Raw genomic sequence first — 1834 nt, 5'->3', positions numbered from 1 at the left:
CCCCGGATCCCCGAACCCGATCCACGCCCCGCCGGGGCGCGGATCACCACACCCAAAAACACGAAGATCATTTACCTCTTAGGAGTCGTCGTGCTCTCCGACCGTTCCACGCCGATCGTCCGCGCCACCCTCCCCGTCGTCGGCGCCGAGCTGGACCGGATCACCGACCGGTTCTACCGCCGCATGTTCGAGGCCCGGCCCGACCTGCTGCGCGACCTGTTCAACCGCGGGAACCAGGCCAACGGCGAACAACGCCGGGCCCTGGCCGGCTCGGTGGCGGCCTTCGCCGGCATGCTCCTCGAACACCCCGACCGCCGCCCGGACACCATGCTGCGACGCATCGCCCACAAGCACGCCTCCCTGGGGGTCACCGCCGAGCAGTACGACATCGTCCACCACCACCTGATGTCGGCCATCGGCGAGACCCTCGGCGACGCGGTGACCCCCGAGGTCGCGGCGGCCTGGGACGAGGTCTACTGGCTGATGGCACGGGCCCTGATCGCCTTGGAGGCGGACCTGTACCGCGAGGCGGGCACGGCCGTCGGGGAGGTGTGGGGCCGCATGGAGGTCGTGGACCGGCGGCGGGAGACCGATGACGTGATCACCCTCGCCCTGCGCCCGGCCGACGACCGGCCCCTGCAGCCCTTCCGGCCCGGACAGTACGTCGGCGTACGGGTCGAACTCCCCGACGGCGCACGCCAGATACGGCAGTACAGCCTGATCGGGCCGGCCGACGGGGCGGAGCGGCGGATCTCGGTCAAGCGGGTCCGGGGGACCGATGGGTCCGGTGGGTCCGGGGCCCCGGACGGCGAGGTCTCCCACCACCTGCACGACCGCGTGCGGCCCGGCGACCTCCTGGACGTCACCCTCCCCTTCGGCGACCTGCCGCTGCCGGCGGGCGAGGGCCCGATCGTGCTGGCCTCCGCCGGCATCGGCGTCACCCCGCTGCTCGCGATCCTCGAACACCTGGTGGCCACCGGCTCCGAACGCCCCGTCGTGGTGGCCCACGCCGACCGCTCCCCCGACGACCACGCGCACCGTGGGACGCAGCGGGAACTGGTCGGGAAGCTGCCGGGCGCCTCCCTGCGGACGTGGTACGAGCACGCGGCGGACGGCACACCGGGGAGCCCGATGGACCCGGTCGCTCTCGAACTCCCGCCCCACCCCTCGACGACCACGGCATGGCTGTGCGGACCGCTGCCCTTCATGCGGGCGGTGCGCAACGATCTGCTGGAACGCGGGGTACCCGCCGCCAACGTGCACTACGAGGTCTTCGGCCCCGACCTGTGGATCGCCGACCGCTGAGGCCCCCGGACCCGGCACGGCCCGGCACGATTCAGCCGGTCGCGCGGGGGCGACGGGTGCGCGCGGGGCGTCCCCGCCCCGCGGCACGGCCCGGCCGCTCCCGGTCGGAACGTGCCGGGCCCCCGGAGGGCTCCCCCGGCGGGGTCGGCAGCGCGGCCACGGCCACGGCCGCCCGTTCGAGGAGTTCCCCGAGCGGCGGCGTGTCCCCGCCGAGCCCGGCCCGGAAGTCCTCGGCCGGCGGGGCCGTGAGCCGCAGCCGCTCCACACCGCGTCGGGAGTGCGGGGCGTCCGCGTCCAGGGCCAGCCGCCAGGAGTGCAGCCGGGTGGTGTCGCCGCGTTCGGCGCTCCCCCGGTCGAAGAGGGGGTCACCCTCGATCGGGTGACCGATCCAGGCGAGGTGCACCCGGATCTGGTGACGGCGTCCGGTGACCGGCCGCACCACCAGGAAGGACTGGTCCCCGCCCTCCCACACCCGGACGAAGGTGGTGAGGGAGGGGTAGCTCCGCCTGTCGGTCGCCCCGCTTCCCCC

The 1834-nt window shown here is 74.5% G+C and carries 2 protein-coding genes; one reads left to right on the top strand and one right to left on the bottom strand.

The window, feature by feature from the left end; genetic code table 11:
• The first annotated feature begins 90 nt into the window (after nucleotides 1-90).
• Nucleotides 91-1305: a globin domain-containing protein gene (locus tag FOE67_RS24565; protein ID WP_182667015.1), complete on the top strand. Its 1215-nt coding sequence runs from the start codon at nucleotides 91-93 to the stop codon at nucleotides 1303-1305.
• Nucleotides 1306-1336: 31 nt separating this feature from the next.
• Here FOE67_RS24565 and FOE67_RS24560 read toward each other — a convergent pair.
• The coding region (locus FOE67_RS24560) for a pseudouridine synthase (RefSeq protein WP_182667014.1) at nucleotides 1337-1834 on the bottom strand (498 nt) is incomplete at its 5' end.

This window comes from Streptomyces calidiresistens, from assembly GCF_014141525.1.
In the GTDB taxonomy this organism is placed as follows: Bacteria; Actinomycetota; Actinomycetes; order Streptomycetales; family Streptomycetaceae; genus Streptomyces; species Streptomyces calidiresistens.
The sequence above is the reverse complement of the archived record's forward strand: the minus strand, read 5'-3'. Positions and strand labels throughout refer to the sequence as shown.